Source organism: Vibrio echinoideorum (assembly GCF_024347455.1).
Lineage (GTDB): Bacteria > Pseudomonadota > Gammaproteobacteria > Enterobacterales > Vibrionaceae > Vibrio > Vibrio echinoideorum.
Window position 1 is genome coordinate 214,187 of the sequence record NZ_AP025483.1, and the last position, 25,260, is coordinate 239,446.

25 protein-coding genes are annotated in these 25,260 nt (G+C 43.7%); 7 read left to right on the forward strand and 18 right to left on the reverse strand.

The genetic code is table 11. From position 1 onward, the window contains the following. Nucleotides 1-166: 166 nt before the first annotated feature. The 9 genes from OCV36_RS00960 to aspA form a co-directional block, all read right to left on the reverse strand. The gene (locus tag OCV36_RS00960) at nucleotides 167-655 is read right to left on the reverse strand and encodes an arginine repressor (RefSeq protein WP_029224885.1); all 489 of its coding nucleotides are present in this window, start codon (nucleotides 653-655) and stop codon (nucleotides 167-169) included. A 327-nt stretch (nucleotides 656-982) separates the two neighbouring features. Next, nucleotides 983-1,447, reverse strand: coding sequence for an aspartate carbamoyltransferase regulatory subunit (pyrI, locus tag OCV36_RS00965; protein ID WP_135457690.1), 465 nt, complete (start codon nucleotides 1,445-1,447; stop codon nucleotides 983-985). 15 nt (nucleotides 1,448-1,462) lie between these two features. Then, on the reverse strand, nucleotides 1,463-2,392 hold the full coding sequence (pyrB, locus tag OCV36_RS00970; RefSeq protein ID WP_017073751.1) for an aspartate carbamoyltransferase: 930 nt from the start codon (nucleotides 2,390-2,392) through the stop codon (nucleotides 1,463-1,465). Nucleotides 2,393-2,888: 496 nt separating this feature from the next. After that, nucleotides 2,889-3,899, reverse strand: a complete 1,011-nt coding sequence (gene argF / locus OCV36_RS00975) for an ornithine carbamoyltransferase (RefSeq protein WP_108187366.1) — start codon at nucleotides 3,897-3,899, stop codon at nucleotides 2,889-2,891. Between the two features lie 210 nt (nucleotides 3,900-4,109). Then, complete coding sequence (gene arcC / locus OCV36_RS00980; protein ID WP_102554404.1) at nucleotides 4,110-5,021, reverse strand: carbamate kinase; 912 nt, start codon at nucleotides 5,019-5,021, stop codon at nucleotides 4,110-4,112. Between the two features lie 73 nt (nucleotides 5,022-5,094). Further along, on the reverse strand, nucleotides 5,095-6,318 hold the full coding sequence (arcA, locus tag OCV36_RS00985) for an arginine deiminase (RefSeq protein WP_017073748.1): 1,224 nt from the start codon (nucleotides 6,316-6,318) through the stop codon (nucleotides 5,095-5,097). An 849-nt stretch (nucleotides 6,319-7,167) separates the two neighbouring features. Then, nucleotides 7,168-8,616, reverse strand: a complete 1,449-nt coding sequence (locus OCV36_RS00990; protein WP_017073747.1) for a YfcC family protein — start codon at nucleotides 8,614-8,616, stop codon at nucleotides 7,168-7,170. Between the two features lie 546 nt (nucleotides 8,617-9,162). Next, on the reverse strand, nucleotides 9,163-10,470 hold the full coding sequence (locus OCV36_RS00995) for an anaerobic C4-dicarboxylate transporter (RefSeq protein ID WP_004729714.1): 1,308 nt from the start codon (nucleotides 10,468-10,470) through the stop codon (nucleotides 9,163-9,165). 181 nt (nucleotides 10,471-10,651) lie between these two features. Next, complete coding sequence (gene aspA, locus OCV36_RS01000) at nucleotides 10,652-12,103, reverse strand: aspartate ammonia-lyase (RefSeq protein ID WP_017073746.1); 1,452 nt, start codon at nucleotides 12,101-12,103, stop codon at nucleotides 10,652-10,654. Between the two features lie 284 nt (nucleotides 12,104-12,387). On the opposite strand from aspA, the gene OCV36_RS01005 reads away from it, so the two are divergent. Next, on the forward strand, nucleotides 12,388-12,927 hold the full coding sequence (locus tag OCV36_RS01005; RefSeq protein WP_135457692.1) for an FxsA family protein: 540 nt from the start codon (nucleotides 12,388-12,390) through the stop codon (nucleotides 12,925-12,927). 215 nt (nucleotides 12,928-13,142) lie between these two features. On the opposite strand, the gene OCV36_RS01010 is transcribed toward OCV36_RS01005, so the two are convergent. The 4 genes from OCV36_RS01010 to OCV36_RS01025 all read right to left on the reverse strand — a co-directional run bounded on the left by OCV36_RS01010 (nucleotide 13,143) and on the right by OCV36_RS01025 (nucleotide 16,501). Continuing rightward, nucleotides 13,143-13,622 (reverse strand): tRNA (cytidine(34)-2'-O)-methyltransferase, encoded by a 480-nt coding sequence (locus OCV36_RS01010; RefSeq protein ID WP_135457694.1) that lies wholly within the window; start codon nucleotides 13,620-13,622, stop codon nucleotides 13,143-13,145. 113 nt (nucleotides 13,623-13,735) lie between these two features. Next, the gene (locus OCV36_RS01015; protein ID WP_135457696.1) at nucleotides 13,736-14,353 is read right to left on the reverse strand and encodes a superoxide dismutase; all 618 of its coding nucleotides are present in this window, start codon (nucleotides 14,351-14,353) and stop codon (nucleotides 13,736-13,738) included. Between the two features lie 76 nt (nucleotides 14,354-14,429). Continuing rightward, nucleotides 14,430-15,812 (reverse strand): envelope stress sensor histidine kinase CpxA, encoded by a 1,383-nt coding sequence (gene cpxA, locus OCV36_RS01020; RefSeq protein WP_135457698.1) that lies wholly within the window; start codon nucleotides 15,810-15,812, stop codon nucleotides 14,430-14,432. After that, nucleotides 15,812-16,501, reverse strand: coding sequence for a response regulator (locus OCV36_RS01025; protein WP_017073742.1), 690 nt, complete (start codon nucleotides 16,499-16,501; stop codon nucleotides 15,812-15,814). The genes cpxA and OCV36_RS01025 overlap by 1 nt, the downstream gene beginning before the upstream one ends. Before the next feature lie 180 nt (nucleotides 16,502-16,681). Between OCV36_RS01025 and OCV36_RS01030 the strand changes: the two genes are divergently transcribed. The 3 genes from OCV36_RS01030 (at nucleotide 16,682) to pfkA (ending at nucleotide 19,540) form a co-directional block, all read left to right on the forward strand. Then, complete coding sequence (locus tag OCV36_RS01030) at nucleotides 16,682-17,191, forward strand: CpxP family protein (RefSeq protein ID WP_017073741.1); 510 nt, start codon at nucleotides 16,682-16,684, stop codon at nucleotides 17,189-17,191. A gap of 163 nt (nucleotides 17,192-17,354) precedes the next feature. Further along, nucleotides 17,355-18,263 (forward strand): CDF family cation-efflux transporter FieF, encoded by a 909-nt coding sequence (gene fieF / locus OCV36_RS01035; protein WP_135457699.1) that lies wholly within the window; start codon nucleotides 17,355-17,357, stop codon nucleotides 18,261-18,263. Nucleotides 18,264-18,577: 314 nt separating this feature from the next. Next, on the forward strand, nucleotides 18,578-19,540 hold the full coding sequence (gene pfkA / locus OCV36_RS01040) for a 6-phosphofructokinase (protein ID WP_029224884.1): 963 nt from the start codon (nucleotides 18,578-18,580) through the stop codon (nucleotides 19,538-19,540). A 169-nt stretch (nucleotides 19,541-19,709) separates the two neighbouring features. On the opposite strand, the gene tpiA is transcribed toward pfkA, so the two are convergent. Next, nucleotides 19,710-20,480 (reverse strand): triose-phosphate isomerase, encoded by a 771-nt coding sequence (tpiA, locus tag OCV36_RS01045; RefSeq protein ID WP_004729704.1) that lies wholly within the window; start codon nucleotides 20,478-20,480, stop codon nucleotides 19,710-19,712. 249 nt (nucleotides 20,481-20,729) lie between these two features. Here tpiA and OCV36_RS01050 point away from each other — a divergent pair, with 249 nt between their 5' ends. Together OCV36_RS01050 and OCV36_RS01055 are read left to right on the forward strand one after the other, a co-directional pair. Further along, entirely contained in the window at nucleotides 20,730-21,077 is a 348-nt protein-coding gene (locus OCV36_RS01050) for a 5-carboxymethyl-2-hydroxymuconate Delta-isomerase (protein WP_004729703.1), read from the forward strand. A gap of 118 nt (nucleotides 21,078-21,195) precedes the next feature. Next, nucleotides 21,196-21,618, forward strand: coding sequence for a DUF805 domain-containing protein (locus OCV36_RS01055; protein WP_017073738.1), 423 nt, complete (start codon nucleotides 21,196-21,198; stop codon nucleotides 21,616-21,618). Nucleotides 21,619-21,719: 101 nt separating this feature from the next. Here the strand turns inward: OCV36_RS01055 and OCV36_RS01060 are convergent, their stop codons facing one another. From OCV36_RS01060 to glpX, 3 genes are all read right to left on the reverse strand, one after another. Then, nucleotides 21,720-22,067 (reverse strand): DUF3135 domain-containing protein, encoded by a 348-nt coding sequence (locus OCV36_RS01060; protein ID WP_017073737.1) that lies wholly within the window; start codon nucleotides 22,065-22,067, stop codon nucleotides 21,720-21,722. Nucleotides 22,068-22,209: 142 nt separating this feature from the next. Beyond that, a complete protein-coding gene (locus tag OCV36_RS01065; RefSeq protein WP_135457702.1) occupies nucleotides 22,210-22,836 on the reverse strand; it encodes a helix-turn-helix transcriptional regulator in 627 nt (208 codons plus the stop codon). A gap of 178 nt (nucleotides 22,837-23,014) precedes the next feature. Beyond that, on the reverse strand, nucleotides 23,015-24,022 hold the full coding sequence (gene glpX / locus OCV36_RS01070; protein ID WP_017073735.1) for a class II fructose-bisphosphatase: 1,008 nt from the start codon (nucleotides 24,020-24,022) through the stop codon (nucleotides 23,015-23,017). A gap of 324 nt (nucleotides 24,023-24,346) precedes the next feature. On the opposite strand from glpX, the gene zapB reads away from it, so the two are divergent. Then, nucleotides 24,347-24,589, forward strand: coding sequence for a cell division protein ZapB (gene zapB, locus OCV36_RS01075; RefSeq protein ID WP_017073734.1), 243 nt, complete (start codon nucleotides 24,347-24,349; stop codon nucleotides 24,587-24,589). A gap of 109 nt (nucleotides 24,590-24,698) precedes the next feature. Here the strand turns inward: zapB and rraA are convergent, their stop codons facing one another. Next, nucleotides 24,699-25,214 carry a ribonuclease E activity regulator RraA gene (rraA, locus tag OCV36_RS01080; protein WP_135457704.1) on the reverse strand — a complete coding sequence of 172 codons (516 nt, stop codon included), beginning with the start codon at nucleotides 25,212-25,214 and terminating at the stop codon, nucleotides 24,699-24,701. Nucleotides 25,215-25,260 lie beyond the last annotated feature (46 nt).

Below are 25,260 nucleotides of genomic sequence, written 5' to 3' on the forward strand. Positions count from 1 at the left end.
TCATCAAAATGGAGTTAAAGGTATCTTAACTCAATCAGACCGTAATAGTTGGCTATTAGTTTCATCGACAAATAAATATCCCCTAAGGTGGGTGAGCCAATTTATTGAATAACAAACAGGTGGTGAGCTGCGCCACTGAAGTTATCAGCCCTTGTCGTTGAAACATTTAGGCAACGCCCAAGCGTGCTCTTACTACTTGTTCGCAAGCATCAATATTACTCGTGTCTTTTGGAATAATTAAAACCGTATCGTTACCACCAACGGTTCCGATAATTTCTGTATGTGGATCGATATCAACTAACCTTGCCACCAGTTGTGCGCAGCCTGGGTTTGTTTTTACGATGACCATTGCTTGGTTGTGAGTAATCAATTCGATTTGTGATGAGATTGACGCATCGACACGCACAGGTGCGCTTTCAACGGTTATACAGTAGACTTTTTTACCACAAGCATTCTGAATTTTTACGACGCCAAGCTGTGACAAAATGCGTGATACGGTCGATTGGCTAATACCTGTGTAGCCAATATCGACGAGTTTCTCTCGCAGTTGATTTTGGGTTGAGAAGCTCTGTTGTTGTAGTAAGCGTTTGCACGCTGCAGTCAGTGTTTTATCTTCAGCTGAATACAAGCAACCGTGCTCAGTAATTTCGTTCATGAACAACTCCTTAGAGTCAACGTGTGGGTATCGCTTGTCCATAGCGCCGAGCGCACTCCCAAAGCCGTAGAGTACGATTTTAAAACAGGGCTTACCGGTGAATCCCTAAGTCTAAGGGGAAGGTATGCGTGATGTATGATCTTCTATGCAGGCAGTCTACCACTAAAGGATAGTTATCTTTTTGAGGGGGATCACCAAATAAAACTCTAGTTAACTGCTTTTAATTTGGAGTTTTATTCTATTGTGAAATGGATATTTATTCCGGGTTTGGCATAAATATCCATTAAGGTTAATGTGCTTTTGAGTCCGTGATAATGGCGCTAAGGGTTAGCGAATTTCACTCATGATCTCGCGAGAGAATACTTTTTCACAATAGTGACACTTGAGTTGTACTTTTTCGTGTTTTAGCTGCACTTTAAAGCTACTTTCAACCGGTTCGCCGTGCGAAATGCAGTTGCTATTTGGGCAAGCGAAGACACTATTGATTTTATCTGGTAACACGAGCGTTAGTTTGTTGACTACTTTGTACTCTTCAATCTGATTCACAGTCGCTTGCGGAGCATACAGAGCCAATTGGTTTCCTTGCTCCTTGGTCAGGAAGATATTTTCAATTTTAATGAGGTCTTTATGACCAAGTGCTGACGATGGTAGATTTAACCCCATCGTGATGCGTTGCTCTGTTTTATGCAGCTTAAACAGTTTGAGGATTTTGATACCAAGGTGAGCAGGGATGTGGTCAATGACGCTGCCGTTACGGATCGCTTCTACTTGTAGCTGAGTTTGTTTAACCATGACTGTTTCTCCTGCTTATAAAGTGTCGTTAAGAACTAGGGCTAATAGGGCTTCGCGAGCGTATACACCGTTTTCAGCTTGTTCGAAGTAGTAAGCATGTGGCGTTTTATCGACGTCGGTTGTGATTTCGTCGACACGTGGCAGTGGGTGAAGTACCTTCATGTTTTGGCGTGCGTCTTTCAATGTATCGGCGGTTAGGATGTAAGCCGATTTCATGTGCGCGTATTCAGATGCATCAAAGCGTTCTTTCTGTACGCGAGTCATGTAAAGAACATCCAGTTCAGGCACGACTTCTTCAATGCTGGTGTGTGTGCTGTATTGGATTCCCATCTCTTCCAATTCTTCACAGATATAATCTGGCATCTCTAAGACTTCTGGCGCGATAAAGAAAAAACGCACGTTATTGAATTTGGATAGCGCTTGTGTCAATGAGTGCACAGTGCGGCCATACTTTAGGTCGCCGACAAACGCCACATTGAGGTTGTCGAGCGTGCCTTGAGTTTCATAAATCGAGAACAGATCCAACAAGGTTTGAGTTGGATGTTGGTTTGCACCGTCGCCACCATTCACGACCGGAACACCGTTAGAAAATTCAGAGGCTAAACGTGCCGCGCCTTCTTGTGGGTGACGCATGACAAAGGCGTCGACGTAAGAAGAAATGACCTGCACTGAATCTGCAAGTGTTTCACCTTTCTTAGCCAGTGATGTGTTGCCGCCATTATCGAAGCCAATGACCGTGCCGCCAAGGCGTTGAACTGCGGTTTCAAATGAAAGGCGAGTTCGAGTTGAAGGCTCAAAGAAGCAACTCGCGACAACCTTGTTTTTCAGTAATTCCGGATTTGGCTCAGCCTTGAGCCTTGCTGCGGTATCGACGATAAGCTCCAGTTCATTACGAGTGAGCTCTGGAATAGAGATGATGTGCTTGTTAAATAACGAATGCGCCATAACGGGTCTTCCTTCTATGCATACAGTCAAATTGCAGACAAAAAAAAGCCCCCTAAAAATAGGAGGCTTCGAAACGATCAATAGAGCAAAATAAAAATGATACCAACGCCATTCTAAGGCGTATTGGTTGACAATCATGTGCGACAAAATTGCGGTTCATTTTTTGCTCTCTTAAGACAAATTGCGGAGGATTATACTCAGATAAAAAGGCCATGCAATACTTTCTGTAAAGTATTCATTTTATGGATTTTTATGCGAAATAACGTCCGTTTTTAACTTCCATTTAAGCCTTTGTTGAAACTGAGAAACTTGTGTTTTTTTTGCGATAATCTCTTCAATCGAATGAAAAAAAATGCGAGCTTTATCCAAGGGCTAAATCCCAAGTACGCCACCCGCATTTCCCTGTTATTGCACTTAACTTATTAACGTCTTGCGAACAAGTGAGTGCTTAACTGCTTAACTGCTTAACTGCTTAACTACTTAACTACTTAACTTATTAGCTGCCTAGTGTCGCGACCATTACTGCTTTGATGGTGTGCATGCGGTTTTCAGCTTCATCGAACACGATAGAGTATTCAGACTCAACCACTTCATCTGTCACTTCAACGCCGTCTTTTAGCTGAGGGTACTCAGCCGCAAGTTGTTTACCGATCGTGGTGTCTTCGCCGTGGAAAGCGGGTAGGCAGTGCATGAACTTCACATGTGGATTACCTGTTGCTTTGATCATTTCCATGTTGACTTGGTAAGGCATCATTAGGTTGATACGCTCAGCCCACGCTTCTTTTGCTTCGCCCATAGATACCCAAACGTCGGTGTATAGGAAGTCACAACCTTGCACGCCTTCTTGAACATCTTCAGTTAGCGTGATTTTTCCGCCGGTGTGTTCTGCAATTTCACGACACTCAGCTAATAGCTCTTCTTGTGGCCAGAATTGTTTTGGAGCAACAAGGCGAATGTCCATGCCCATTTTCGCAGCGCCAACCATCAGAGAGTTACCCATGTTATTGCGAGCATCACCTAGGTAAGCAAACTTAATTTCATGCAGTTGCTTGCCACGGCCGTATTCCGTCATGGTTAGGAAATCAGCCAGGATTTGTGTTGGGTGGAATTCGTCAGTCAGACCATTCCATACCGGAACACCAGCGTAAGCGCCTAGCTCTTCAACGATCTCTTGACCGAAACCTCGGTATTCGATGCCATCGTACATACGGCCTAGCACGCGAGCCGTATCTTTCATTGATTCTTTGTGGCCGATTTGAGAGCCAGATGGGCCTAAGTAAGAAACTCGAGCACCTTGGTCGAATGCGGCAACTTCAAATGCACAGCGAGTACGAGTGGACGTTTTCTCAAAGATAAGCGCAATGTTTTTGCCAGTCAGTGTTGGCTGTTCGTAACCGTTGTACTTCGCTTTTTTTAGCTCCATAGAAAGATCTAACAAGTGTTGAATTTCGCGTGGAGTGAAATCTAGTAGTTTTAGGAAGTTACGATTGCGTAGGTTAAAAGCCATGATGTATTCCTTCTTAGATTTAGGCGCTTTCTTGTTACAGGGAAAGAAAATTCAAGAAAGCGCGATTCAATTTTTAGTTAAATTTGTTCGGTTCTGTTTGTTTCGTTTAATCTGTTTTCGCAAGCTTTAAGAGCTCTCAAGGTTTAAGCTTCTTAAGCTTTAAGGTTCTCAAGCTTTAAGTATTTCAAGGTAATAAAGCTCGCTAATGCGTTAACCTTTAGTGATATTGGTGCCCGCTTGGCCTTGCAGTATTTGCAAGCCATCTTCGAGTGCGCCGATACCAACCACTTTGCCGCCTTGTTGAATGAATTCGCATGATGCTTCAATTTTTGGCCCCATTGAGCCTTCATCAAATTCAAACTTCGCTAATTCACCTGGTGTGGTACTGCGCAGCGCGTGTTGAGTTGGTTTGCCCCAATCAAGGTATACAGCGTCAGCGTCGGTCAAAATAAGCAGGGCATCCGCATCCAATTGTTTAGCTAAGAAAGCGGCCGACATGTCTTTATCGATAACAGCTTCAACACCGACTAATTTGCCATTCTCTTTTTTCACTGGGATACCACCGCCACCAGTACAAATGACTAGGTGACCAGCATCAATAAGCTGTGTGATCGCTTCGTGTTCAACAATGCCTGTCGGTCTTGGGCTTGGTACTACACGACGGAAATGTTTGCCATCTGGTTTTACTATCCAGTGGTATTTTTCCGCCAATTCACGTGCTTCTGCTTCTTCGTAGATCGGGCCAATTGGCTTCGTTGGATCAGCAAATGCAGGGTCGTTCGGATCGACGGTCATTTGCGTTAGCATGCATGAGATGTTGCGGTCAGGCAGGTAGTTCTTGAACTCTTGCATCAACATGTAGCCGATCATGCCTTGAGTTTCACTGCCCAAAACATCTAGCGGGTACGGGTTTACTTTTTTGTATTCCAAACCTTGCAAGGCAAGTAAGCCAACTTGTGGGCCATTACCATGCACTAAAACGACGTTGTACACTTTCGCGATTTCAGAGATGGTTTTAACCGCTGTTTCAATATTACGGCGTTGAACGTCGGCTTCTAACGGCTCACCGCGACGAAGTAGGGCGTTACCGCCGAGTGCAACAACAACAGTTTGCTTAGTCATAATTGTGTTCTCTCATTTTGGCCAAGTTGAGATTATTTAAGATTGTTCAACTTGGCCGTTTTCGTCTTAGTGATTAGATACCATCACGCTCAATTGGGCAGCTCATGCAGCGTGCGCCACCACGACCGCGGCCAAGTTCGTCTCCTGGAATCGGAAGAACCGTGATGCCTGCTTTGTCGTATTTTTCGTTGGTGTATGTGTTGCCTTCGTAGCCAATAACGACGCCTGGTTTAACTGTCAGTACGTTGTTCGCATCGTTCCACTGTTCACGTTCCGCATGGAAGTTGTCACCACCAGTTGTGATTAGGTTTAGCTTGTCTACGCCAAGTGCTTTTTCGATAGCGGTAACGAAGTAGCCTTCTTCTTTCACTTTTACAGCGCCAGATTCATCGCCAGTTAGGTTCCAACACTGCACATCTTTACTCACCACTTCAGGGTAAACAGAGAACGTATCTTCACGCATGTGAGTCATAACGGTGTCTAAGTGCATGCAAGAGCGGTGTTTTGGTAGCTGCATTGCGATAACTTGTTTCGCTTGGCCGTGTTTGAATAGGCTAGATGCTAAGTGCTCAACACCTTGTGCTGTTGTACGCTCAGACATGCCGATAAGCACCGCGCCACGACCGAGCACAAGAACGTCACCACCTTCAATTGTTGAGTTGTCGTAGTTGATTTTTTCTTCATCGCCGAAGTATTTAATGAAGTCTTGGCCTGCGAATGTTGGGTGCCAGCGGTAAATAGCGCGAACGTGGTTTGTTTCACGTTGACGAGCAGGTTTAGCCATTGGGTTGATAGAGACACCGCCGTATACCCAGCAAGATGTGTCGCGAGTAAATAGGTGGTTTGGTAGAGGCTCGACAATGAAGTCGGTTGGTGCGTGCATGCCTTGCATCATTGAAGATGATTTCATTGGCATCTCAGCGTAAGACAGTCCGCCCGTTAGGATTTTTGCCAGCTCTAGGTTTGGTAAGTCGCCCAAGTAGCAGCGCACATCATTTGCGAATGTTTTACCCAAACGGTAATCAGATACTTGGCAGCTTAGTAGCCAATCTTTCGCTTCTGACACGGCTAGTGTGTCTGCTAGCAGGTCAGTAAGAAGAAGAACTTCAACACCTTGATCACGTAGCGTTTTAGTAAATGCGTCATGCTCTTTACCTGCACGCTCAACAGCCAGTACGTCATCAAATAACAAATCGTGACAGTTAGAGGGTGTTAGGTGAGTCAGTGCGCGTCTTGGGCGGTGAACTAGAACGCGGCGTAATTGACCTATTTCAGAACCAACATAGAACTTACTCATGATCGTCTCTCTCTTATATATTTGAATTACTTTTATCGCTAAGAGTAATTATTTATTTTCAGTTGAGAAGAATGAATTATTTATTCATATCTCTTGTCTGGAATTAATATTACGCCTGCTAGTCAGGTATTCTTAGAGATCTATCACAAATTGTTTTTTATCCCTCAGCCCTTTAAATATAAGGGTTTTAACAAACTTTATGCATTTTTGGGCATGACAGGACGATTCTAAATAGTTAGCTGTTAGGGAACTTTATGCATGATTTTTAAACTAAACTTCCTAAAACCTAATTTGCGAGAGATTATATGCAGAATAGTTTTATTGATAGGAGTGTACTTAGCTTAGAAGTATGCATTGTTTTTATTTAGATATTTAATTTTGGATGTGAAATTAATTATTTATTAACAAAGTAAATGCGAATAAAGCTATTGTGATCACATTTTAAAATCGACTGTTTAAGCGTTGCTTTTGATGAAAAAGGGCATTAACTCCCGCCTGTTTATTAGACTGTGAATTCCTTTAAATATAATTAACTCTAATAAGTGACTAACTATTTCTCTAAACATCATGGTGACCAATTGATGGCCATTTTATTCAATATTTTTTTATAATTAAAAGGGTTTTCACTCTTTATCGTTAGTGCTTTTGGCTCATTTAATGTTTACTTTTGAGAAGAGAAGAGAAGAGAAGAGAAGAGAAGAGAAGAAGCCCCCGAATGTTACGTGTAAAGCTTGAGAGGACGTTTTGATGACAGAGTGCTTACGTTGAAATCGATAGCGACAAAAAAGCCGCTAAGAAAGCGGCTTTGGACGAGAAGGTTTAAGTGAATCGTATATAGATAAGGTTTGTTTAGATCAGTGCACCAATACTTAGCGCAATAACGCAGAACACCATTAAGATACCGATCAATGGCATTACCCATTTAACCCAACGCACATAAGGGACACGAGCAATAGCCAAGCCACCCATTACAACTGCAGAGGTTGGAGTGATTAAATTAACCAAGCCTGAGGCTGATTGGTAAGCGGTAATAACAAGATCTCGACCTACGCCAGCAAAGTCAGCAAGTGGTGCCATGATTGGCATAGTGAGCACGGCTAAACCAGAGGTAGACGGCACTAAGAATGATAATAAAATCTCTAATAAGAACATCACGTTAATAAAGATAACCGAAGAAAGCCCGGTGACCATTTGTTCTGCTGAGAAAAGGATTGTATCAGTAATCATACCGCGGTCCATTACAACCACGATACCACGCGCAATACCAATGATTAGCGCAACGCCAAGTAGGTCACGGGCGCCATCAATGAAGCTAGTCGTAAACTCTTCCTCACTCATGCGAGCCACAATACCAACAATGATTGTCGCGGCTAAGAACATAGCTGAGATCTCTGCCATCCACCAGCCAGCAACCGATACACCGTAAATCATCACAGCGAAAGAGCCACCGAAAATAGTGAGGATTAATTTACGCGTTGTGGTGAAATCAAGTTTTTCGTCGCTCGCGTTGCCAAGGAAATGCGCTTTGTTCTCTTCGTATTTGTCGAACACAATTGATTTTGATGGATCTGCTTGAACCATTCTTGCGTATCGCATGACGTATGCGACACAGATGATCCAACCAATGACGAGCATGGCAATACGTAACACGATACCGTCAGTAAATGGAATACCAGAGGCGTTGGCGGCGATAACTGTTGCGAATGGGTTAATGGTAGAACCTAGCACTCCAATCCCCGCGCCAAGCAATACGGTTGCAGCTGCAACAAGAGGGTCAAAGCGAGCAGCCATCATGACAGGTACTAGTAGCGTGTAGAATGGCAGTGATTCTTCTGCCATGCCGTAGACAGTACCGCCAGCGGCAAACAATGCCATCAATATCGGTATCATCAACTCTTCTCTCCCCTCTAACCGGGCGGTTACGCGTTCGATACCCGCGTCAATTGCGCCGGTTTTGGTCACTAAGCCTAAGAAGCCACCAATGATTAAGATGAACAACGAAACGTCGATTGCTGCTGCTTCGTAGCTATTGTGGTCGTAGAAGCCGTCAATAGGCGCTAGCAGTACGTCAATCACACCTTGAGGATTACCTTCTACCGCTTGATAGGTTCCGGTAACAGGTACTTCTCGGCCCAGTTCTTCATTCATCGCTCGGTCGTATTGGCCCGCTGGAACAATCCATGTAAGTAGGGCGACTAGCGCGATAAGAATGAATAAAATGGTGTAGGCAGAAGGGAACTTAAAATTGGCAAAGAAGCCACCTTTTTTGTTCTCGTTTGGTATAGTCTGAGTCGTCATGGCTATCTCCTTGCTTCTATCTTAAATAGAATTGATGTTAATCAGCGACTAATAATTTTTAGATTGTGAATACAATTAAAGTTATAAAAGGTTGATTTGATAAATTTATCGTCCCTATAAAACTCTCATCTTTAATTAAAAGTTTTCACCTTAAATTAAATCTGTTTGTTATTTATATTTACAAACTCGAATGGAATTTAATTTAGCTGCGGTTATTTTATTCTTTACGCAGTTATTTAAGTTTGGTGTTGTTCACAAAAATAGTGGACAGTGCGTAAGGCGAAAATTGGCATAAAAAAGGAAAGGTTTTTTGGTTAGTTAGCTTGGATTAATATTCGATGTGGGTTCGAGAACAAGGAGGGGAGGTCACGTTAATAGGCGTTCTATATTGCTAATGGGAATAGTTCGGGAATTTTATTCAAATTTTATTTTTGTCCGTTTTTATAACTTTCTAATGTTAATTTGATTAGTGTCAAAAAACACATTGTTCAGAATATAAAAAAGGAAGCCGAAGCTTCCTTTTAGGGGTTTAGTTATCAGCGAATGTTAGATAAACAGTCCGCCAAATGCGAAGCCGAGTGCTACTGCGGTACTGATTGTTGCCACTCCTGGGATGAAGAATGGGTGGTTAAATACGTATTTACCAATACGAGTAGAGCCTGTGTCATCCATCTCAACTGCTGCCAGTAGCGTAGGGTAAGTTGGAAGAACAAACAGTGCACTTACCGCTGCGAATGAAGCAACAGCCGTTAATGGTGCTACGCCAATTGCTAGTGCTGCAGGCATTAGTGCGACCGTTGTTGCGCCTTGAGAATAAAGCAGCATTGAAGCGAAGAATAATACTAGAGCTAGCATCCATGGGTAGTCAGCCAGTAAAGCGCCCGCTACGTCTTTGATTTCTGCTACGTGTGCATTTACAAACGTAGAACCCAACCAAGCCACACCAAGTACACACACACATGCTGTCATACCAGAGCGGAATGTTGGAGCCGAAGAAATCTTCGCTGCATCAATCTTAGTGAACATCACGATTGCCGCTGCTGCTGCCAGCATCACAGACATGATCGCTTCGTTACGGCCCAGTGCTGGGTTTTCAATTAGGCCTACAGAGCTAGAGATAGCGGCTGCGTAGCAAACAACAAAACCAATCGCCGCGAGGAAGATGTAAGTCGCTTTTTTCGCTGTTGGTAGAATTTCGCGTTTCTCTTCTGTTGCCAGCTTGATTAAACCTTTCTCTAGACGCTCTTGGTAAATTGGATCGTCTTTTAGTTCACTGCCCATGTAGTTCGCTACAACCGCACCAACCATACAAGCGATGAAGGTTGTTGGAATACAAACCATCAATAGCGTTAGGTAATCGACACCAAATGGTGCAAGCATCGCTGCGAAAGCCACAACAGCTGCCGAAATAGGCGAAGCTGTGATCGCAATTTGAGAGGCAACAACCGCAATAGAAAGAGGACGAGAAGGGCGAACACCTTGGCCTTTAGCCACTTCAGCAATCACTGGTAGTGTTGAGAAAGCGGTGTGACCTGTACCTGCCATTAATGTCATGACGAAGGTAACGATAGGTGCATAAAAGGTAATGCGCTCAGGGTGTTTACGTAAAAAGTTTTCCGCAATTTGTACCAACCAATCCATACCGCCAGCAACTTGCATTGCAGCAATCGCAGTGATTACCGACATGATGATCAAGATTACATCAACTGGGATAAAAGATTGGCTCGTTGGAACACCAAGAATAAGTGAAAGGGCAATCACGCCAGCGCCGCCGGCAAAGCCGATACCGATACCGCCAATTCTGGCCCCCAAAAAGATAAAGAGCAGGACGACAAATAGTTCTACTGCAATCATAAGTAACACCTCATTTTAGATTTTATTATGTGAACATTCGTCGATGGAATATTCACATAATAGTTCTATTGTTTAGATTCAATTGAGCAAAAAGGCAATTAACGGGAAATCCACAAATTAAGCATGGTTAACCGTATTGGAGCCTAAAAAAGGGCTCCGTTTGGAGCCCTGTTTGCTAGATTTACTCGTAGCGTTTTGCTTTATACTGAGGATGCATCAAATTTTCAACAGAGAAAATGTCATCAAGTTCTTCTTCGGTTAATAAACCGCGCTCTAGAACCACATCGCGAACGCTCTTACCTGTTTCTGCACAGATCTTACCTACAATGTCACCCTCGTGGTGGCCAATGTATGGGTTTAGGTAAGTAACGATACCGATAGAGTTGAATACGTGAGACTCACACACTTCTTTGTTTACCGTAATGCCGTCTACACACTTGTCGCGTAGGTTCACACATGCGTTTGTTAGAATGTCTAGAGACTCAAACATGCTTTGTGCAATAACGGGTTCCATTACGTTCAGTTGAAGTTGACCGCCTTCTGCAGCGAAAGAAACCGTGTTGTCGTTACCTAGAACTTTAAAGCAAACTTGGTTTACTACTTCAGGTACAACTGGGTTTACTTTAGCAGGCATGATTGAAGAACCCGCTTGCAGTTCAGGTAGGTTTAATTCATTGAAGCCAGTACGTGGACCTGAAGACAGTAGGCGTAAATCGTTACAAATCTTAGACAGTTTAACGGCTAGACGTTTAAGCGCGCCGTGCGTCATTACGTATGCGCCACAGTCAGATGTTGCTTCGATCAAATCTTCAGCAGCAACACACTCTAGGCCAGTTACTTCTGCTAGGTGTTTAACCGCTAGACCTTGGTAACCCGGTGCTGCATTTAGACCCGTACCGATAGCTGTTGCGCCTAAGTTTACTTCAAGCAGTAGTTTTGAAGTGTATTCTAGGTTTTTGATTTCTTCATTGATGGTTACAGCCCAAGCGTGGAACTCTTGGCCAACTGTCATTGGAACTGCGTCTTGAAGTTGAGTACGACCCATTTTCAAGATTGTGTTGAATTCTTGGCTTTTAAGCTCGAATGCCCCTTTTAGGTACTCGATAGCATCAATCAGTTTGCGAACGCTGTTGTAAACAGAGATACGGAAGCCAGTTGGGTAAGCACAGTTTGTAGATTGGCTGCGGTTTACGTGGTCATTTGGGTTGATGAACTCATATTGGCCTTTTTCTTTGCCCATCAGTTCAAGTGCAACGTTAGCAACCACTTCGTTCGCGTTCATGTTTACAGAAGTACCAGCGCCACCTTGGAAAACGTCCGATGGGAACTGATCCATACACTTGCCAGTGTCTAGAATTAGGTCACAAGCTTCAATAATGTATTTAGCCACTTCGCTTGGAATTACACCTAACTCTTTGTTTGCTAAAGCCGCTGCTTTTTTTGTCATCACCATACCGCGAACGAATTCAGGTACATCTGAGATCGTTACATTTGAGATATTGAAGTTTTCAATTGCGCGTAGAGTGTGGATGCCGTAGTAAGCATCAGCTGGAACATGACGTTGACCTAAAAGATCTTCTTCGAGACGAGTAGCTTGGGGAGCTTCAACTTGAGCTTCTGATTGAGTAGCCATAACAGGATCCTTAGAGAATTATTCTGATTATATAGTTAGTTATTAGCCTATTCTGTGTGCAAATACTCCGTTCGCTAGAATATTGGGCTGATAAATCCGTCCTGACTTATGTGGCACATGATACTGTACTTAGCGCATAAAAATATTAACTTGATCACCTTTTTCGTTTTTGTTGCGTCAATATTTAGTAAACTTATTCGGGGTCAATAAACACGCTTATTTACAGGATAAATTTGAGATTGGTAGGGCTTTCAGCGTAAACTGGATGTAACAAAGGAGGGCGTGTGTTTCCTATCTTATTATTACTATTTATCTTCGTACCGATCATTGAGATTGGCTTATTTATTCAAGTTGGTGGCTTCTTAGGATTGTGGCCAACTATTGCGTTGGTTTTGATTACCGCATTTGTTGGTGCATCTCTTGTTCGTAGCCAAGGTATTCAGACACTAATGTCTGTTCAAGGTCGATTACAACAAGGTGAAATGCCAGCTCAACAGATTATTGAAGGCGTGATGCTTGCAGTGGCCGGTGTATTGCTGCTAACTCCGGGCTTTATGACGGACGCTCTGGGTATGTTGGTATTGCTTCCAGCACCACGTGCCATCATCGCGAAAAAGATGATGGAGAAAATGGTGGTGACCAATATGTCTGGCGGCTTCCATGCGGGTGGACAAAGTGGTTTTGGCCAGAGTCCATTTGGACAAGACCCATTCAGTTCAGGTTCGTTTAAGCAAGATCCATCTGACCAATCAAAAGACGGCAACACCTTTGAGGGTGAATTTGAGAAGAAAGACGACGATAATGATCGTAACCGCTTAAACTAATCCAGTTTCCCTCTTTATATAGAGGGGAGACAAAAACAAAAGGCTCTTACCTTTATCCTTCACATAAAAGCGATAATGGTAAGAGCCTTTTTTATTGCGTGTCGCCTGCTGTTTACTATTGATAGCAGATAGCAGATAGCAGATAGCAGATAGCAGATAGCAGATAGCAGGAGCCGGTAACAGGCCGTGTCAGCGGTTATTTACTGAGATTGGGATTACACCGCGCCTTCGAAACCCATTTGACGCCACGCTTCAAAAGCAATAATCGCGACCGCGTTTGATAGGTTCAAGCTACGCGCGTCTGGCATCATTGGAATACGAATGCGCTGCTCCATCGGCATGCTTTCAATAAATTCAGCGGGTAGGCCGCGTGTCTCTGGGCCAAACATCAGTACATCACCGTGCTGGAATTTAGCATCAACGTGGTGGCCTGTGGTTTTGGTGGTGCAAGCAAAGATACGGTAGTCACCTTCACGTTCATTCTCTAAGTACTCAAGAAATGCTTCTAGATTCTTGTGGCGTTTTACTCGCGCTAGGTCGTGGTAGTCCAAACCGGCACGGCGCACTTTCTTCTCTTCAAAATCAAAACCAAGCGGCTCAATTAGGTGTAGGTTCGCACCACAGTTAGCAGATAGGCGGATGATGTTACCCGTATTGGGTGCAATTTCTGGTTCGTATAGAGCGATATCAAACATGTTGGTTCACAAGAATAATCAAAGATAGCCAGAGTATACGGTGGCAAGCTGAGTGAGTACAGTTCACCACCTGTTGGCTATGCGAGTGATGCAAGTCAGATTCACTAAGATAGTTATGCTTGTTTGGCTAGTACCTGAGCATAGTTTTCAGAGACAGCTTTCCAGTTCACAACATTCCACCATGCATTGATATAGTCAGGGCGGCGGTTTTGGTAGCTGATGTAGTAAGCGTGCTCCCAAACATCCAAAGCGAGAATCGGTTCTCCGTTGCTGGCGATAGTGTCCATCCACGGATTATCTTGGTTTGATGTTGAGATGATTTTAAGTTTGCCGGCTTCTACGACTAACCAAGCAAAGCCAGAGCCAAAAGTATTGATTGCAGCTTGAGCAAACTGGTCTTGGAAAGTTTCGAAGTCTCCGAATGTACTATTGATCGCTTCACCTAGCTCGTCAGCTGGTTCACCACCACCATCTTGTGACATACAATTCCAATACAGAATATGGTTGTAGTAACCACCGCCATTATTGCGAACGGCGGGACTGTGCTGAGAGATGTTAGCGAAAATTTCGGTGAGTGACTGGTGCTCAAGCTCGCTACCTGAGACCGCAGCAACAAACTTATCGTAATAGGTTCTATGGTGCTTGCTGTAATGCACTTCCATCGTTTTAGCATCAATGTAAGGTTCTAGGGCATCGTAAGCGTAGGGTAGATCCGGGAAAGTGTGTGACATGGTAAATCCTCCTTAATTAGAGGATTTACCATAATGATAATAACTCTCATTATCAACTGTGATCTTTGTAAGGGTATTACGCTGGTATGATAGGAAGCGTGATTTCTAGTTGTAATCCACCTAGTTTACTGCGGCTTGCAGTGATAGTTCCACTGTGTTGGCGAATCGCACTTTCAGTAATGGTTAGCCCCAATCCGGTTCCTCCTGAGTTTCGATCTCTCGCCGTTGAAACACGATAGAAAGGTCGGAAAATCGAATCCAATTCGTCATCAGGAACGCCTTCGCCGTTGTCATTCACGCAAATCGTCAGTTGGTCTTGTTGAACGCTAAATTCCACATCAACCTGATCTTTACCGTAGTAGATGGCATTGCGAGTGATATTGTCTAGCGCGCTCATTAACAGCTTTGGGTTGCCTGAAATAGAGCGATCTGGGATCTCTGAGAATTTCATCTGCTTACCCATTTGCTCTGCTTCAAACTCTGCATCTTTTAGGATCTCTTCCCATAAGCTCGATAAGGGTTGCACTTCACGAGTGATGTGACTGTCGACTTGCATGCGAGATAAAGTTAAAAGCTCACTGATCATCTGCTCTAGACGCTGTGCTTCGGTATCGATACGTTCAAGTTCTTGGCTGTCGCCTTGCTTACGAATCGCAAGTGCATTCGCCATGCGTAATCGAGTGAGCGGAGAGCGCAATTCATGAGATATATCAGACAGTAAACGTTGTTGTCCCGAAATCATCTGATTTACCGCTTCGACCATCTGGTTAAAGCTCTCACCGGCTTGTCTGAATTCTGACGTGCCTTTTTCCAGTTGAGGATCGACCTCAAACTGACCTTTAGCAACGCGTTGCGCTGCAAGTTCCAGCCTTCGTGCTGGTTGGCTTAGTGCCCAAGCTAACCAAAGTAGCAGTGGGGTACTCGCCAGCATAACGGCAAGTAATAACTGTAACGGTTTATCAAACAGTCGTAGTAAAAATGGCGGTGGTTGATCCCATTTCACTCCGATATACATCATTAGATCTTCACCTGCGAGTGCGACTGGTATTGGGCCTGCCACCATGTAGTGCCCATACAGCTTTTGCTTTGGCACTTCAGGGTTATCAATCGTAGTCACGAAATTACGAATCGCTTTTACTTTGTAATCGGAATGCTTTTTAGTCGTTAACACCGAGCCTTCAAGATCGGTCAGGTACATGCGGGGACGCGTGTCTTTTCGGCTTCGTGTCGGGCCTTCCAGTTGGAAGACAATCTTGCCTAAGTTGTCTTCTTTGGCGAATCGCTTCTCTGTGCTCTTCGCAATACGTTCTAATTTCTTGAGGTGGTCGACTGGTACATCGCGAGCAACTCGTGGATCTAAGTGTGGCAGTGATAGCACCGACAAAAGCACCAGTAACATGGTGAACCAAAAGATAGCAAAGATACGTCCATATAAGCTGGTGATTTTAGGTATACGCATTAATCCTCCTCTACTAATAAATAGCCACGACCTCGCAAGGTTTTGATTCGAGGTTTCCCGCCACTGCGTTCTGGAATTTTCTTACGTAGGTTTGATATATGCATATCAATTGCGCGGTCAAACGCCGCCAACCGTTTACCTAACACATCTAGGCTTAATGCTTCTTTAGTGATCACCTGTCCCGGATTCTGGATCAAGTGGCTCAATAGGGCGAACTCTGTGGTGGTGAGGTCGAGCACTTGCCCATTACAGTAAGCTTCTTGTTTACCGGGAAAAATCTCTATGTCTTGGTATTGAATGGTGTCACTGGCGGTCTTTGGTGAAGTGTTGGTTTGCGTGCGACGCAAGATGGCACGAATACGAGCAAGTAACTCGCGGTCACTAAACGGTTTTGGTAAGTAATCATCCGCGCCAAGCTCAAGGCCGATAACACGGTCGATCTCTTCACCTTTTGCCGTCAGCATCAATACTGGCGTTTCCCAATTTTCTCTCAGTTTCTTTAGTGTTTCCATGCCATTAAGACGCGGCATCATTACATCTAATAGGATCAGGTCAATCTCATCATTAATGGCATCGAGCCCGGCATAGCCATCATTGGCTTCGAAAACAGTAAAGCCCTCAAAGCTAAGAATGTCTTTAAGTAAGCTGGTTAATTCGGTGTCGTCATCAATAAGAAGAATGTTCGCCATTGGGAAGCCTTAATCGGTTATTTACACGTTAATAATACTGCTAATTATTTGTTCGCTTGCACTCTTTACGATTCTTTACGCTTTCTAAACGTCACTTTACGAGAGAAAGACTAATCTATATTCAAGCGCTGAGAAACAGACGCAACACATGACTTATTATACCGAATTGAGGCAACAATTATGAAAATGACTAAGAAACTTGTACTAGCAGCTGCGGCACTTCCATTAATGTTAGGTACAGCAAGCGCGTTCGCATATGGCGGCGGCGATAAAGGCGACCACAAAGGCATGCACGGTAAATGTGGCGGATTCGATAAAAAAGTGATGCGTCAACTAGACTTAACTGACGCTCAAAAAACAGAATTAAAAGAAATGCGCGAAGCGAATCGTGCAGAGATGAAAGCAAAACACTCAGGTAACAAAGCCGACAAAATGGCGCAAATGAAGGCGCATCATGAGAAAGTTCAAGATTTAGTACTAGCAGACAACTTTGATGAAGCGGCAGCTAACGACCTAGCAAGCCAAATGGTAGAGAAGCAAACTGAGCGTCGCGTAGCAATGATGAAAAAGCAGCATCAAATGATGAGCGTACTGACAGCAGAGCAAAAAACTCAGCTGAAAGAAATCCAACAAGAGCGCATGACTAAGTGTGCTGACAAAATGGAAAAGCACATGAACAAAGACAAATAGTCTTTAGTTTAATCTGGTGCTAAGCCACTAGAATGATGTGAAAAAGCGGCCGTGTGCCGCTTTTTTTGATCCCTTTAAATGAATGTTTTACATCATGGCTGTCATATTCAATTGATTGTTTGCAGGTTATACTTTGTCCTATCAGCCATTTTGTAGCCAATTTATGAAACAAGAATACGCACGTCTAGTTACGCTCGCCGCTTGGGCAGCCACAACCATCGCCACTATTTTATTGATCGTGAAGGTCGCAGCATGGTGGGTGACCGGTTCTGTGAGCCTATTGGCTTCAGTAGTGGATTCTCTGTTAGATATTGCGGCATCAGTCGTTAACCTTATCGTCGTTCGTTATTCACTGCAGCCCGCCGATAAAGAACATACTTTTGGTCATGGTAAAGCGGAGTCATTGGCGGCATTGGCTCAGGCGATGTTCATTTCAGGCTCAGCCTGCTTCCTTATTCTCAATGGTATTGAGCGCTTCTTTAGGCCTCATGAACTGAACTCCCCAGAAATTGGTATCTACGTCAGCTTATTCGCGATGGTAATGACCTTCGGTTTGGTTCGATTCCAAAAACATGTTGTGAACAAAACCGGTAGCCAAGCGATTGCCGCTGATTCATTGCATTACCAGACGGATCTCTACATGAATGCGGCGATTATGCTAGCACTGGCGTTGAGTTGGTTTGGCATTGGACAAGCGGATTCGGTATTCGCAATTGGTATTGGTATTTATATTCTTTACAGCGCTTATCAAATGGCCAATGAAGCTATCCAATCATTGCTTGATAGAAAGCTACCGGATGAAGAGCTTAAACAGATTAAAGAGACGTCGTTGAGTATCGAAGGTGTGTTGGGTGTGCATCAATTACGAACTCGTCGCTCTGGACCAATTCGCTTCATTCAATTGCACTTAGAACTTGAAGATAATATCCCACTTATTGAAGCGCACCGCATTTCTGACGAAGTAGAAGACAAGCTTATCTCCGTTTTCCCTGATGCTGATGTATTAATTCATCAAGACCCGTATTCGGTGGTATTTGGCCCAGAAAAACAACAGAAATTTCATTCTTGGTAATGAGAGTGAAAGCCGTACGCAAATGGCAAGTGGCTAGCTTTTGGACTAGAGTGAGTAAAAATCACTAATTGTTTGGTGATACAAAAACCACCGTATAACAATTAATGTTGATTCTGATGTGAATCAACAAAATTATTGAGTAAAACTGTAATACTCTTACAGAAGTAGAAATGTTACATAAATTTAAGCGATTTAAGTGCTATTCCTATTGAGGAAATGTAACATAAAGCACAAATATAGATTTAAAATCTTGTTGATATACAATCAGCAAGCAAAAGAATTGAATAATAGATTCCCAAAAATCGAGGGTGAGCATGATTAAGAAGATCGGTGTTTTGACCAGTGGTGGTGACGCTCCGGGCATGAACGCAGCAGTTCGCGGCGTAGTTCGTACCGCGTTATCAGTTGGCATTGAAGTTTACGGCATTTACGATGGCTACCAAGGCCTTGTTGAAGACCGTATTGAAAAGCTTGACCGTTCAAGCGTCTCTGACGTCATCAACCGCGGCGGTACTTTTTTAGGTTCTGCACGTTTCCCTGAATTCAAAGATGTTAAAGTTCGCGAGAAAGGCATCGAGAACCTTAAGAAGCACGGTATCGAAGCACTTGTTGTTATCGGTGGCGACGGCTCTTACATGGGTGCTAAGAAACTGACAGAGATGGGCTACCCATGTATCGGTCTTCCAGGCACTATTGATAACGATATCGCAGGTACTGACTACACAATCGGTTACCTAACTGCGCTTAACACAGTTATCGATTCAATCGACCGTCTACGTGACACGTCTTCTTCTCACCAACGTATTTCTATTGTTGAAATCATGGGCCGTCACTGTGGTGACCTTACGCTTATGTCAGCAATCGCAGGCGGTTGTGAGTACATCATTACTCCTGAAACTGGTCTAGATAAAGAGCAGCTGATCAACAATATCCAAGATGGTATTGCGAAAGGTAAGAAGCACGCAATCATCGCTCTAACTGAGCTAATGATGGACGCGAACGAACTAGCGAAAGAGATCGAATCTTCAACTGGTCGTGAAACTCGCGCAACGGTTCTTGGTCACATCCAACGTGGTGGTCGTCCTACTGCATTTGACCGTGTACTGGCTTCTCGCATGGGTAACTACGCTGTTCACCTTCTTCAAGAAGGCCACGGTGGTCGTTGTGTTGGTATCGAGAAAGAAGCGCTTGTGCACCACGACATCATCGATTGTATCGAGAACATGCAGAACCCAGACCGTTCTGAGTTGTTCCGCGTTGCTGAAGAGTTATTCTAAGCCACACTTAGTGTTTGCTTAAAGAATTTAAAAACCGCTGATTTATCAGCGGTTTTTTGTACCTGTCGGTTTAGCTTTGAAACTAAATTACAGGTAATAGAAAACAATAGGCAATAAAAAAGGCCAACCTAAGTTGACCTTTCATTTAACCTAAACGGTGAAGTTTAAATTAAGCTTTTGCTTCAGCTGCTGCTTTAGCGATAGCTGCGAAGCTTTTCGCGTCAAGCGCTGCGCCGCCAACTAGAGCACCGTCGATGTCTGGTTGTGCGAAGTAAGCTGCTGCGTTCTCTGGTTTAACAGAACCGCCGTATTGAATAACAACTTTCTTAGCAACATCTTCAGATTTCTCTGCGATGTGTGCACGGATTTGAGCGTGGATGCGTTGTGCATCTTCAGCTGTAGCTGCTTTACCAGTACCGATAGCCCAGATTGGTTCGTAAGCGATGATAGCGCCTTCAAGAGCTTCAACACCTTGAGTGTTGATAACTGCGTCAAGTTGACGTGCACATACTGCAACAGTTTCGCCTGCTTCGTTTTGTGCGTCAGATTCACCGATACAAAGAACTGGAGTTAAGCCGTTCTCTTTTAAGAATGCGAATTTCTTAGCAACGAATTCGTCAGACTCAGCGTGGTATTCACGACGCTCAGAGTGACCGATGATGATGTGAGATGCGCCGAACTCTTTAAGCATTGCTGGAGACATGTCGCCAGTGAATGCACCGCTGTTGTTTAGGTCAGAGTTTTGAGCACCTAGGATGATCGCGCTGCCCGCTTCAGTAAGCGTACGCTCAGCAAGATCAACGAAAAGTGCTGGTGGAGCAACTGCTACGTCTACGCCTGTAACGCCTTCAAGTTCAGCGTTAAGACCGTTTAGTAGATCAACAACCATTTCTTTGCTGCCGTTTAGTTTCCAGTTACCCATAACTACAGGATGACGCATAGGAATATCTCCAAAGTATTTAAATAAATCGAATGTAAAAAAGTAAACTTTATTACGAAATAATATAACAGATTAATATCAACAGATCATGACTGTGGTCATTACTTTCTTGGATCTTACTCAATGGTCAGAGTAGATTTTGAGCATATATCAGTGATCCGGCAGACAGAATAATAGCTAACTTCTCGGATTTTTCACCGTTAGTTGCTATTAAGGGACAAACGATTGCGTTAACAATAGGAAGTAATAATGCCGAATCTAGTTCTAGAGTACTCAAATTCAGTGGATGAGCGAGTGAATATCCAAGGTTTACTAGAAGATCTTCATCAAGTTACATTAAACTGTGGCTTGTTTGATGTTCCTTCTGTGAAGTCTCGTTCACTGCGTTGTCATAACTGGCTGGTCGGTGATGAAGAGGATAATGTGGATTTCGTTCATATTAGCTTTGAGTTACTTTCAGGACGTACGGAAGAGCAAAAAAGAGAATTGTCTCGTTTGTTAATGCAAACCTTACAAGAACAGGCAAGCCATATCCGTAGCCTAACGGTCAACATACGAGATATGGATAAAAGTTGCTTTCAGAAAGTGATTAACTAGCTAAAACTAACTAACTAACTAACTAACTAACTAACTAACTAACTAACTAACTAACAGTGATTAACTGGCCATTTGCTGCTAACTTTTTGGTAGCGTATTAATTTTTGAGTATTTTAAGATGTCGATGAAAGATTTATTGCTCTCTTTCAAAGGGAGAATTGGTCGTAAGACTTACTGGATTTGGAATATTTTCTACTATGTCGCGATTACTGGTTTTGCTTCCGGTATTTCGGTTCTGTTCCCTGCATACTCCTATATCCTGCTACCAATCTTCTTACTGCTGCTGGTTATCCCAGATCTTGCGGTCACCGCCAAGCGTTGGCATGACCGTAATAAGTCGAATTACTGGCTATTGTTGAATGTGCCACTGGTACTTGGACGTTTGGCTTCGCCAATGGTAGCAACGACGACAGAATCGGTATCGCCAATTCACATGGCAGCAACGGTTGCAGCATTAGTGTGTGGCTTATGGATTTTGATTGAATGTGGATTGCTCAAGGGTACAGAAGGCCGTAATGATTACGGTGAAGACCCAGTGTAAACATTGAATGATGAGTATATAAAGGGAGCATTGTGCTCCCTTTTTGTTTTTGGTCTCTAATATTTTGGCTACTGATGTTTGGACGACTGAGTAAAGCTTGTCTAGTACATTTTAGGTTCTGTATTTGGCCTAAAGGGAACCACATTTTCAGCCGTAGGTTCTTCAAAACTACAGCGGCCTTGAAGTGCATCTTGGAATTTGCAGACTTGGCAACGCAACTCTTGCATGAGTACGACATTCGCATGGTGTGGATTTTTACAACGGCTGACGACTAAATCGAGGTGGCTTTGCTGGGCTCGAAGCCGGTCTTGCATTTCCTCTGAGGCAGAACAAATCATTTGTTCACACATCTCGTGTTTGAATTGATCGAATGCTTTCGGATCGCGTTTCGCGAGTTGGACGAGTTCGTCAAACGGGGGCAGTTTTTGATCCGGCTGTGGATGAGCCATGATTCCTTCCTTAGCATTAAGCATGTTTCATATGCTTTAAGCTTAAGAAAGAAATCAGTACAAATTTTAATCAATTCGTATTTTCTCAATTTTGAGACAAGATCAATGGCTTGGTGTTAGGCTGCTGGTATTGGTATTGATATTACGATAAAAGCACTGGCGTTAAAGTATAAGTACAACGTCGCTCGCCAGCGATAATGTGCTCAGTACGACTTACATGACATTCATCTTTGAGTAACTCAGTAAATACATTGAGCTCAGATTGGCAGAGGCTCGGACAGCGAGTGGCTGCTTTACAGATAGGACAGTGGTTTTCGATCAATATGTAGTTATCACCTTGTTCTTGAAGTTCAGCCATGTAGCCTTCTTCTTCGCGAAGTTGAGTGAGTTTTTCAAGCTTACTGATCAGATTATTACAGTCGGATAGAGCGGCTTGATATTGTTTAAGAGTGTGCTGTTCACGCTCAGCTGCAACTTTGGCTAAGCCTTCTTTGCCAAATAGGTTTTCGACAGCATCAATCACTTGAATGGTGAGTTCGCCGTGTCGATCTGAAAATTGGCTATGGCCTTGTTGAGTCAAAGACCAGTGGCGGGTAGGGCGTCCTACTTTTACTTTTACGTCATGAAACGCAAGAATACCGTTATCTTCCAAACTTTGTAGGTGCTGTCTTGCACCCATCGTCGTCATGCCAAATTCTTCTGACAATTGTTTCGCGGTTACCGCGCCTTGACGCTTAATGGTTTGTAAGATTTTGTCGCTTGTTTTCATACTATCCCTACCTCATGAACCTTACTATTATGGGGTAAGGTGTTTATAAAGCAAACCATTTACTATATTGATAGTGATTTACTATAACGACAGTCAATGATGTGATTGTCGCAGACCAATAAAAAAAGGCTGATACTTGGTATCAGCCTTCGAATGTTCTATTTAACCTAGTTTAGGTCTACAGGATATGGCCTATTACTTCTGGGTCTTTACGCTCTAGGTAGTGGATAGACTTGATGCGGCGAATCGTACGGCAGCGACCACGGATAAGCAGAGTTTCTGTGGTTGCGATATTACCTGTACGAGTAATTCCCTCTAGCAAGTCACCTTTGGTGATACCTGTTGCTGAGAACACAACGTTATCGCTGCGAGCCATGTCTTCCATCTTCAGAACGATGCCTGCCGTTACGCCCATTTCAGCACAACGCTCTAGTTCAATTTCACCGTGTTTACGGTTTTCTTCTGTATCGCCTTTTACTTCATGACGAGGAAGAAGACGACCATGCATGTCACCGTCAAGCGCACGAATAACAGCAGCTGACACCACACCTTCAGGTGCGCCGCCGATGCAATACATTACGTCTACTTCGCTATCAGGCATACACGTTAGGATAGAAGCAGCTACATCACCGTCTGGCACTGCGAATACACGAATGCCCATTGCCTGCATATCGGCGATAACTTGATCGTGACGAGGCTTAGCAAGTGTCGTTACAACGAGAGTATCGAGTGTTTTACCCAATGCTTTGGCAATGTTTTCTAGGTTTTCGGTTAGTGGTAGGTTTAGGTCAATAGCGCCTTTAGCACCAGGGCCTACAACTAACTTTTCCATGTACATGTCAGGTGCTTTAAGGAAGCTGCCTTTTTCGCCTGCTGCAAGTACAGCCAATGCATTCGATTGGCCCATTGCTGTCATGCGCGTCCCTTCAATTGGGTCAACGGCGATATCGACAGCATCGCCGCCCACGCCTACGTTTTCGCCGATGTATAACATAGGTGCATCATCGATTTCACCTTCGCCAATAACAATCTCACCGCTAATTTCGGTTTTGTTCAGTAGGCTACGCATTACTTCTACAGCAGCGCCATCTGCAGCGTTTTTATCGCCACGGCCAAGCCACTTGTAACCAGCTAGTGCTGCACCTTCTGTGACACGAGAGAATGACATTGCTAAATCGCGTTTCATGCGGACTCCAAAATTTTCAAAGGGGGAATAGAAATTTCGCGGCGAATTTTACCATATCCCGAAGGAAACGTTTGCCTTTTTGTTTTTTAGGGATTGCTCTTGATCAATTTGCGGTGGAAAATAGGTAATATTCATCAAAATAATCAGTCTGTTGTTGTGTTGGGAATAGTTCACGTCAATATTCGGTAAAAAGCGCTGTTTTTTTCATCGAATGGCGCAAAATAACGAATATATTGAGTGTTTATCCTTGCTCTGCTGAGTAGAATGGGGAAATAAGTGGAGTGAACCTTCACCATCAAACGGATAACTTAAAGGTAGGCCAGAATGTCTTTTGAAGTACTAGAGCAGCTAGAAGCAAAAATTCAAACAGCAGTAGATACAATTGCACTTCTTCAAATGGAAGTGGAAGAGCTTAAAGAAGAGAAACAAGCACTAGCAACAGAAGCTGGTGAGCTTAAAGCAAGCCGTCACGAGCTAGAGCAAAAAACTCAGGAAATGCAGGAAGAGCATTCAGCATGGCAAGATCGCATCCGTAACCTTCTTGGTAAAATGGATGACGTAGAGTAATCGACTCTTCGGATTTAAAAAACGCCCGCTACTGAGTAGCGGGCGTTTTTGTTTGTATTTTTATACTTCGTGTTCTTATGCTTTGTTTTATTATTTAAAGCTGAGTGAATTACTCTACCTCTTCTTCAACATCCAGGTCGAGCTCTACATCGAGAGGCTCTGCCGAAAGAATAATGCCCGTGTTGTCTGCATAGAGGTAATCTTCCGGTAAGAAGGTTACGCTACCAAAGTTGACCGGAACGTCAACCTCGCCAATATTTTCTTGGCCAGCACCAACAGGAATAGAGGCCAAAGCCTGAATTCCTAGGTTCATGTCTTCAAGCTCATCGACTTCACGTACACAGCCGTAAACCACAATACCTTCCCACTCATTGTCTTCGGCAAGCAGGGCAATCTCAGCATCGATCAGCGCTTTGCGTAGTGAGCCGCCACCGTCGATTAACAACACTCGTCCTAGACCATCTTGCTCTAATACGGAGCGAATTAAAGCGTTGTCTTCAAAACACTTTAATGTCGTGATCTGTCCTGCGAAGGATGCTCGTCCCCCGAAGTTGCTGAACATTGGCTCCACGACATCAACTTGATCCAAATATATGTCGCACAGTGCTGAAGTGTTGTATTCCATTTGCGTACCTTTTGAACAATGAGCTTAGTTTGAGTATATCGGTGCT

Excerpts from the sequence above, each read along its gene's own strand:
- OCV36_RS01025 (WP_017073742.1), bottom strand. The coding sequence starts at position 16,501 with ATGGCGAACATTCTTCTTATTGATGACGACACCGAATTAACCAGCTTA.
- OCV36_RS01050 (WP_004729703.1), top strand. The coding sequence starts at position 20,730 with ATGCCGAATCTAGTTCTAGAGTACTCAAATTCAGTGGATGAGCGAGTG.
- pfkA (WP_029224884.1), top strand. The coding sequence starts at position 18,578 with ATGATTAAGAAGATCGGTGTTTTGACCAGTGGTGGTGACGCTCCGGGC.
- pyrB (WP_017073751.1), bottom strand. The coding sequence starts at position 2,392 with ATGGCGCATTCGTTATTTAACAAGCACATCATCTCTATTCCAGAGCTC.
- argF (WP_108187366.1), bottom strand. The coding sequence starts at position 3,899 with ATGGCTTTTAACCTACGCAATCGTAACTTCCTAAAACTACTAGATTTC.
- arcA (WP_017073748.1), bottom strand. The coding sequence starts at position 6,318 with ATGAGTAAGTTCTATGTTGGTTCTGAAATAGGTCAATTACGCCGCGTT.
- OCV36_RS00990 (WP_017073747.1), bottom strand. The coding sequence starts at position 8,616 with ATGACGACTCAGACTATACCAAACGAGAACAAAAAAGGTGGCTTCTTT.
- OCV36_RS01010 (WP_135457694.1), bottom strand. The coding sequence starts at position 13,622 with ATGTTTGATATCGCTCTATACGAACCAGAAATTGCACCCAATACGGGT.
- OCV36_RS01030 (WP_017073741.1), top strand. The coding sequence starts at position 16,682 with ATGAAAATGACTAAGAAACTTGTACTAGCAGCTGCGGCACTTCCATTA.
- OCV36_RS00995 (WP_004729714.1), bottom strand. The coding sequence starts at position 10,470 with ATGATTGCAGTAGAACTATTTGTCGTCCTGCTCTTTATCTTTTTGGGG.
- tpiA (WP_004729704.1), bottom strand. The coding sequence starts at position 20,480 with ATGCGTCATCCTGTAGTTATGGGTAACTGGAAACTAAACGGCAGCAAA.
- pyrI (WP_135457690.1), bottom strand. The coding sequence starts at position 1,447 with ATGGTTAAACAAACTCAGCTACAAGTAGAAGCGATCCGTAACGGCAGC.
- OCV36_RS01015 (WP_135457696.1), bottom strand. The coding sequence starts at position 14,353 with ATGTCACACACTTTCCCGGATCTACCCTACGCTTACGATGCCCTAGAA.
- arcC (WP_102554404.1), bottom strand. The coding sequence starts at position 5,021 with ATGACTAAGCAAACTGTTGTTGTTGCACTCGGCGGTAACGCCCTACTT.
- cpxA (WP_135457698.1), bottom strand. The coding sequence starts at position 15,812 with ATGCGTATACCTAAAATCACCAGCTTATATGGACGTATCTTTGCTATC.
- fieF (WP_135457699.1), top strand. The coding sequence starts at position 17,355 with ATGAAACAAGAATACGCACGTCTAGTTACGCTCGCCGCTTGGGCAGCC.
- OCV36_RS01055 (WP_017073738.1), top strand. The coding sequence starts at position 21,196 with ATGTCGATGAAAGATTTATTGCTCTCTTTCAAAGGGAGAATTGGTCGT.
- aspA (WP_017073746.1), bottom strand. The coding sequence starts at position 12,103 with ATGGCTACTCAATCAGAAGCTCAAGTTGAAGCTCCCCAAGCTACTCGT.
- OCV36_RS01065 (WP_135457702.1), bottom strand. The coding sequence starts at position 22,836 with ATGAAAACAAGCGACAAAATCTTACAAACCATTAAGCGTCAAGGCGCG.
- OCV36_RS00960 (WP_029224885.1), bottom strand. The coding sequence starts at position 655 with ATGAACGAAATTACTGAGCACGGTTGCTTGTATTCAGCTGAAGATAAA.
- zapB (WP_017073734.1), top strand. The coding sequence starts at position 24,347 with ATGTCTTTTGAAGTACTAGAGCAGCTAGAAGCAAAAATTCAAACAGCA.
- rraA (WP_135457704.1), bottom strand. The coding sequence starts at position 25,214 with ATGGAATACAACACTTCAGCACTGTGCGACATATATTTGGATCAAGTT.
- glpX (WP_017073735.1), bottom strand. The coding sequence starts at position 24,022 with ATGAAACGCGATTTAGCAATGTCATTCTCTCGTGTCACAGAAGGTGCA.
- OCV36_RS01060 (WP_017073737.1), bottom strand. The coding sequence starts at position 22,067 with ATGGCTCATCCACAGCCGGATCAAAAACTGCCCCCGTTTGACGAACTC.